This is a genomic window from Nocardiopsis sp. FR4 (assembly GCF_009830945.1).
In the GTDB taxonomy this organism is placed as follows: domain Bacteria; phylum Actinomycetota; class Actinomycetes; order Streptosporangiales; family Streptosporangiaceae; genus Nocardiopsis.
This window is the reverse complement of sequence record NZ_ML776458.1, coordinates 1-7,320: the sequence shown is the minus strand read 5'-3', so window position 1 is coordinate 7,320 and position 7,320 is coordinate 1. Positions and strand designations below refer to the sequence as shown.

Annotated in this window: 5 protein-coding genes; 1 reads left to right on the top strand and 4 read right to left on the bottom strand. The window is 73.9% G+C overall.

Going from position 1 to position 7,320, the window contains the following annotated elements; translation table 11 throughout:
• Positions 1-131 precede the first annotated feature (131 nt).
• Positions 132-1,949, bottom strand: a complete 1,818-nt coding sequence (locus tag FYW95_RS04665; protein ID WP_370462345.1) for a phosphoenolpyruvate carboxykinase (GTP) — start codon at positions 1,947-1,949, stop codon at positions 132-134.
• A 378-nt stretch (positions 1,950-2,327) separates the two neighbouring features.
• Positions 2,328-3,239 carry a universal stress protein gene (locus FYW95_RS04660; protein WP_159940321.1) on the bottom strand — a complete coding sequence of 304 codons (912 nt, stop codon included), beginning with the start codon at positions 3,237-3,239 and terminating at the stop codon, positions 2,328-2,330.
• A 224-nt stretch (positions 3,240-3,463) separates the two neighbouring features.
• Here FYW95_RS04660 and FYW95_RS04655 point away from each other — a divergent pair, with 224 nt between their 5' ends.
• Positions 3,464-4,183 carry a DUF998 domain-containing protein gene (locus FYW95_RS04655; protein WP_159940319.1) on the top strand — a complete coding sequence of 240 codons (720 nt, stop codon included), beginning with the start codon at positions 3,464-3,466 and terminating at the stop codon, positions 4,181-4,183.
• Between the two features lie 225 nt (positions 4,184-4,408).
• On the opposite strand, the gene FYW95_RS04650 is transcribed toward FYW95_RS04655, so the two are convergent.
• Positions 4,409-6,535: a HelD family protein gene (locus FYW95_RS04650; RefSeq protein WP_160050032.1), complete on the bottom strand. Its 2,127-nt coding sequence runs from the start codon at positions 6,533-6,535 to the stop codon at positions 4,409-4,411.
• A gap of 182 nt (positions 6,536-6,717) precedes the next feature.
• Positions 6,718-7,197, bottom strand: a complete 480-nt coding sequence (locus FYW95_RS04645) for a DUF6194 family protein (protein WP_159940315.1) — start codon at positions 7,195-7,197, stop codon at positions 6,718-6,720.
• Between the last annotated feature and the right edge of the window lie 123 nt (positions 7,198-7,320).

Below are 7,320 nucleotides of genomic sequence, written 5' to 3'. Positions count from 1 at the left end.
TGTTACCTTTGTTTTCCCCAATTCTGGCGCCAAACCAAGGGGGCGCCCCCGGGGGGGGGGGGGGGCCCCGGGGGGCCCCCCGCCCCCGGGGACGCCGTTCCCCGCGCGGAAGGGGTCGGCGGGAGGAGCCGCTACCGGCCGAGCCGGTCCAGCAGGGCGTGGTACTCGTCCCAGAGCTCACCGGGCAGGTGGTCGCCGAAGGTCTTGAAGAACTCGGGTACCAGGGCGGCCTCCTGCTTCCACACCTCGGGGTCGACGGAGAGCAGGAACTCCAGGTCCTCGGCGGACAGGTCCAGGCCCTCGGTGTCGATACCGTCGGCGGTGGGCAGGTAGCCGATCGGGGTGCGCACCGCCTCGGCCTCGCCCTCCAGGCGCTGGATGATCCACTTGATCACGCGGCTGTTCTCACCGAAGCCGGGCCACACGAAGCGGCCGTCGGCGTCCTTGCGGAACCAGTTGACGTAGAAGATCCTCGGCAGTTTGGCCTGGTCGGCCCCGGCTCCGACCCTCAACCAGTGGGCGAAGTAGTCGCCCATGTTGTAGCCGCAGAACGGCAGCATGGCGAAGGGGTCGCGGCGCAGCTCGCCGACGGCGCCCTCGGCGGCGGCGGTCTTCTCCGAGGAGACGTTGGCGCCCAGGTAGACGCCGTGCCGCCAGCTGAAGGACTCGGTGACCAGCGGCACCGCGGAGGCGCGGCGGCCGCCGAACAGGATGGCCGAGATGGGCACGCCCGCCGGGTCCTCCCACTCCTCGGCGATGGTGGGCGCCTGGCCCGCCGGGGTGGTGAAGCGGGAGTTGGGGTGGGCCGCGGGCTCGTCGGAGGCCGGGGTCCAGGGACGGCCCTTCCAGTCGGTGAGGTGCGCGGGCGGCTCCTCGGTCAGGCCCTCCCACCACACGTCGCCGTCGTCGGTCAGGGCGACGTTGGTGAAGATGCTGTTGCCCCGGAGGGTCTTGACGGCGTTGGCGTTGGTCTTCTCGCCGGTGCCGGGGGCGACGCCGAAGAACCCGGCCTCGGGGTTGATCGCGCGCAGCTGCCCCTGGTCGTCGAAGCGCATCCAGGCGATGTCGTCGCCGACGGTCTCGACCTTCCAGCCGGGGATGGTCGGCTGGAGCATGGCGAGGTTGGTCTTGCCGCAGGCGCTCGGGAAGGCGGCGGCCACGTAGTGCGCCCTGCCGCGGGGCGGGGTGACCTTGAGGATGAGCATGTGCTCGGCGAGCCAGCCCTCGTCGCGGGCCATCACCGAGGCGATGCGCAGCGCGTAGCACTTCTTGCCGAGCAGGGCGTTGCCGCCGTAGCCCGAGCCGTAGGACCAGATCTCACGGGTCTCGGGGAAGTGCGAGATGTACTTGGTGGGGTTGCACGGCCAGGGCACGTCCTGCTGGCCGGGCTCCAGCGGGGCGCCCACGGAGTGGACCGCCCGGACGAAGTCGCCGCGCTCCTCGATCAGGCGCAGGGCGGGGGTACCCATGCGGGCCATGATCCGCATGGACACCACGACGTAGGGGGAGTCGGTGATCTCGACGCCGAGCTGGGAGATGTCGCCGCCCAGCGGTCCCATGCAGAAGGGCACGACGTACATGGTGCGACCGCGCATGGCCCCCCGGAAGATCTCGCCGAAGGTGGCGCGCATCTCGTCCGGAGCGATCCAGTTGTTGGTCGGGCCCGCGTCCTCCTCGCGCTCGGAGCAGATGAAGGTGCGGTCCTCGACGCGGGCGACGTCGCTCGGGTCGGACTTGCAGTAGAAGCTGTTGGGACGTTTGTCCGGATTCAGGCGGATGAAGGTCCCCTGCTCGACCAGCTGCCCGGTCAGACGGGTCCACTCCTCCTCCGAACCGTCGCACCACACGACCTCGTCCGGCTGGGTGAGTTCCGCGACCTCACGGACCCAGGTGACGAGTTCCTCGTGCCCGGTCGGGACGGTCCCCAGTTCGATCCCCACGGCAGTCACAGCGGCTCCTTCTCAAGGTCGAGATCTCTCGCATCATGAAGGACGAGACCCCACTGTGACCAATTGGTATAGTCCAATGGTCTAATCAAGTTGCGCGGAGACACCCGATCCCACTGCACAGCAGGGGTTCCGGGCGGTCTACCACGGGGAGGGCGAGCGCTCCCGAAGAGAGCATCGCGGCGCTGCTCGGAGCCGCTTTCCCCGCTCACACGGGATCGGCGCCACTCGGGGGCGACACACCGTGCTGTTCGTCACACCGCTCTCCGAGGGGCCCAGGAGGCCACTAGACCTGTGCCGCCGCCCCCCTCACCCGGAACGGACGTCGACCCAGGTCGGCGCGGGTTCTCCACGGCCGGGCACGGGACCGGTGGGACGGGATCAGCGCAGTATCGCGACCGGCCCCCTGGCCCCGTGCAGGACCGAGTGGCTCACCGAGCCGAGCAGGAGGCCGCGGAAACCCCCGCGGCCGCGCGAGCCCACCACGATGAGGTCGGCGGGGGTGGCCTCCTCCAGCAGGGCTACCACGGGGTGGGCGCGCACCACGCGCGTGTCCACCGTCACCCCGGGATGGCGCAGGCGGGGATCGGCCAGTTCCTCCTCCAGGGCCTGGCGGGCGGCCTCCGCCGCGGTCTCGTCGTCGAACAGCTCGGGCGGAATCGGGCCGGTGGCGGCCGCGAAGGCCACCAGGGGCTGCCAGGCACTCACCGCGACCAGTTCGGTGTCGGCGAACGCGGCCTGGGCGAAGGCGAATTCCACGGCCCTGCGGCTGGGCTCGGAGCCGTCGATCCCGACGATCACCCGTCCCCGCACGCCGTGGGCCGCGGCGTGCTCGTGGGGCAGCACGACCACCGGGACGGGGGAGCGCGCGGCCAGCTCGATGCCGACCGAGCCGACGAACGCGGCCACGATCCCGCTCAACCCGCGCGAGCCGACCACCACGGCCACGGCCCCCTCCGAGGAGGCCTCGGCGAGCAGTGCCTCGACCGGCCGGGCGTAGGAGAGCCGGGTCTGCACGCTCAGCTCCGGGAAGAGCCGGGACACCCAGTCGCTGGCGTACTCCAACAGGTGTTCGGCGCCCTGGGTGTCGGTCTCGTCGGGGGGCACGGTGCCGTCGGCGCGCGTGTGACCGGCGAACACGCCCACCGAGGCCAGCGGGCCGGCCGCCGCGACGATCCGCACCCCGAGCCCGCGCAGCATCGCCTGGTGCGCCGACCACTCCAGCGCGTGGCGGCTGGACTCGGTGCCGTCGACCCCCACGATCACCCATCGCGTCGTGGATGCGCCGTCCATGCGTGCGCCCTTCTCGTCGGTCGTGCCCTGTGCGTGTGTTCGCGGTGTTTCCCGATGATGCCGTGTGAACACGCACCCGCGGATAACGGTGCCGCCGCGAGTTGGGTGACTCCCGGGCACGAGGGGCGCTAGGGTCCCAGGGCGACGGTGGTCACGGCGAGGCCACCGCGTACCCCGCGCCCTCCTGGGGTACGTGGTACGACAGCCGTGGAACAGGAGACACGATGCCGCACTCCGCACAGCTGCATTGGGACTACCGGGACGGAAGGGTCGCGGCGGTCGCGGCCGCGATCGTCTACAGCCTGTGGGTCCTGGAGGCGGTGCTGCCCGGCGGCGGCGCCGTCCAGGGCGCGCTGGCCGACCAGGGGACCACCTTCGCCCGGTTCATGGAGAGCGCGCACCGCACCGGGGCGGTACTCGTGATGCTCACCGCGGGCCTGGGGCTCGGGCTCGGGGCCCGGGAGGAGACGGGCCACCTGCTCGCCGCGTCGTGGTGGTGCATGGCCGTCTTCGGCGCGGCCTCCCTGGCCGCCACCCTGTTCCCGGGACCGTGTCTGGTCTCCACGGACGTGGCGTGTGCGGCGGAGTCCCTGACGGAGGGGCTGCCCGGGGCCACCGTGGCCCAGGCCGTGCTGGCCGCGCTCGCGCTGCTGGCCGCGCTGGCGAGCGTGGTCGTGCTGGCCGTGGACCGGTGGCGCCAGGGGGACCGCTCCTGGCCGCTGGTGGCGGTGCTGGCCCTGCTCCAACTGCTGGCCGCCGCCGCACTGCTGGTCATGGCGGTGCGGGTCTACGCGGCCGGGGGCGACGGCGAGCCGGGGGCGGTGTTCGGCGTCCTCCAGCGCGCCCACCTGGTCACGGTCTCCCTGTGGCTGCTCGCGGCGGGCCTGCTCCCCCGTCTGTGGCGGCGCACGCCCAGCGCCCCCCGCACCGGGGCCAGCCACTGAGCCGGGGGCCTGCCGGAACCGGCCGCCCCAAGACGGCCGGGGAGACCGGGAACCTGTGACCCCGGCGAAGCACCGCTACGAGGTGGCGAAAGCGGCCGAGGCGCTTCGCGACCTCGGGGCGAGCCAGCGCGACACCGCACGGCTGCTCGGCGTCTCCCCCGCCACCGGGTACCACAGACCATGGCAGAGCGCTCCAGGACGGCGGTCCGAGCCCGACCGTCGTGCTCAACCGTCGCGCAGGGCCTCCGGCAGGGGACGCGCGTGCACCACGTGCAGGGTGCTGACGGCCCGGGTGAGCACCACGTAGAGCCGGTTGACCCCGCGTTCCTCGGCCTCGGCGACGGCGGCCGGTTCGGCCGCCACCACCGCGTCGAACTCCAGGCCCTTGGCCAGGCTCGCGGGCACGGCGACCAGGCGGCCGGCGCCGGCCTCGTCGAGCAGCGGCGCGGGCAGCCCCTCGGCCTCCAGCGCCCGGCGCAGCGCGGGGAGTTCGGCGTCGGCGGCGATGAGCCCGACCGAGCCCTCCCCCTTGAGCGCCGTACGGCAGGCGTCGGCGACGGCGGCGGCGAGGTTCCCCTCGGCGGGGGTCACCCGCAGCGCCCCCGGCGCGCGGCGCACGGCCGTGGGCGCCTTCAGCCCGGGGGCGATGGCGGGCAGCAGGCGGGCGGCGAAGTCGAGGACCTGGGCGGGGACCCGGTAGCCGCGGTCGAGCACGCTCAGGTGCCCGGTGGGCTTGCCCAGGTGCTCCAGGAGCGTGGACCAGTTCGCGGCGGCCGACGGGCTGGTGCCCTGGGCGATGTCGCCCAGCACGGTGAGCGAGCCGGACACGCAGCGGCGGCCGATGGCCCGGCACTGCATGGGGCTCAGGTCCTGGGCCTCGTCCACCACGATGTGGCCGAGCCCGGCGGGGCGCTCGACCAGCGCGGCGGCCTCGTCGACCAGGGCCAGGTCCTCCTCCGACCACCGCGCCGACCTCGGTCCTCGCGGCCTGTCGGGCAGCAGGACGGCGGCCTGTTCCCCGGGGGTGAGCAGCCCCTCGGCGGCCCGGGCCAGGCGCCCCGGGTCGGTGAGCAGGCCCAGGACCAGCTTGAGCGGATCGACCCGGGGCCACATGGCGGTCACCGCCGAGCGCACGGCCGGGTCGCGGCGCACCTGCTCGTGGGTGCGGTCGTCGCAGGCCTCCCCCTGGCTCTCCATGAGCGACAGGACCGCGTGCGCGATGCGGTGGGAGAGGAGTTCGCGGCCGGACCCGTAGGCGACCCCGCGCGCGGCCAGCTCGTCCAGGAGCGGGCGCAGGTCCTCGGGGTACAGGCGCCAGCGCCGCGAACCCCGCCGGACCACGAGCGCCTCCTCCGGGGCGCGCAGGTGCGACCACAGGTCGCGGCGGACCACCTCGGCCATGCGGGCCTGGCCCTTGATCCGCGCGGCGGCGGGCTCCTCCGTCCGGCGCACCCACCCGTCGGCGGGCCGCGACCGTTCGGGCAGGCCGGCGGTGAGCATCTCGGGAACGGTGGTCTGGCGGACGTCGACCTCGCCGAGGGCGGGCAGGACGTCGCGGATGTAGGCGAGGAACGAGCGGTTGGGGCCCACGATCGCCACGCCGGAGCGGGAGAGGCGTTCGCGCTCGGTGTAGAGCAGGTAGGCGACGCGGTGCAGGCCGACCGCGGTCTTGCCGGTGCCGGGCGCGCCCTGCACGCACAGGGTGGTGCCCAGCGGGGCGCGGACGAGTTCGTCCTGTTCGGGCTGGATGGTGGCGACGATGTCGCGCATGGGCCCGGTGCGGGGGCGCTCGATCTCGGCGCTGAGGAGTTCGCTGGTGCGCGGGGCCTCCTCGTCGGCGGTGAGCGGTTCGTCCTCGAAGGCGGTGAGCACCGCCTCGGGGTCGGCGCGCGGGCCGCGGTCGACGGTGGTGAACCCGTAGCGGCGGCGCGAGCGCACCCGCATGGGGTCGGCGGGCGAGGCCCGGTAGTAGGCGACGCAGATCGGCGCGCGCCAGTCCAGGACCATGGGGCGCCCGCCCGGGTCGTGGACGTGGCGGCGGCCGATGCGCACCCGGTCCGGTCCGGTGCCGGGGGCGTCGTCCTCCAGGAAGACGGTGCCTGGCTCGAAGTCCAGGCGGCCGAAGAACAGGGGGGCGCCGGGGACGTCGGCCAGGGCGGCCAGACGGCGCTCCCGGCCGCGCCGCAGGGCGGCGTTGGTGACCTTGTCGTTGACCACGTCGCCCAGGCTGAGCTCACTGGCCTCGACCTCCTCGCGCATCCGGCGCAGGGCGGCGCGGGCGGCGGCGAGGTGGTCGCGTTCGGCCTGGAGCTCGGGGCTCACGGGCGCGTCGGAGGGATCGGGAACGGGCATGGGGCGGCCTCGGAGGGTTCGGCGGGACGGTGACGCGTCGGCGCGCGTGCGCGGGTCCCGCCCCGGTCGCCGCGAGGGCCCGGTTCGTTCCGATCCTTGGAGCGCACGACCCCCGGGAGGGGGCGCGGCCGAAAAGAGGCTTTACCCTACCCCCGTGGCAACGGTCGCGCCAAACCGGCCGTTCAGGGGGCGGCCTCCCCCTCCCCGCGGCGGCGCCGGTGGCGTTCGCGGGCCGCGCGGTGGGCGGCCCGGACCAGCTCCCGGACCGGCTCCGCCGTGCGCGGTCCCGGGTTGACGACGCAGAGCCAGCCCAGGGCGCCGTAGACGGGGTGGGGCAGCACCGCGTCCGCCGTGGACGGGTCGGTGCCGGCCCGGTCCGCCTCGCCCGGGTCGCGCCCGGTCCACCGGCGGAACCCGTCCGCCCCCGCGGCGACGTTCAGGCGGAAGGCGCCGTCCCGGTCCAGGCGGGAGGCCCGGTCGTCGGGGTAGTCCTTGGTGACGACGGTCGCGAAGGGCTGGGCCCGGGGCACCACGCCGTCCGGCGCGTAGTAGAAGAACACGTCGCCCCAGCTGATCTCGGGGGAACCGTCGCCGGGGCCCGGCCTGAGCGTGAGGACCCCGTCCAGGGCCCCGATGTACGCGGTGATCTCGTCGATGCTCATTGGTAGTCAGAGGCGCGGTACCCGTTCCCGGGCCCGTCTCCTCATTCCCCTTTCAATCCGTGCGTGCGGTTTTCCCGCACACGGCTTACCGATAATCTTCTTGACAGGGTTACGCAGCACCCG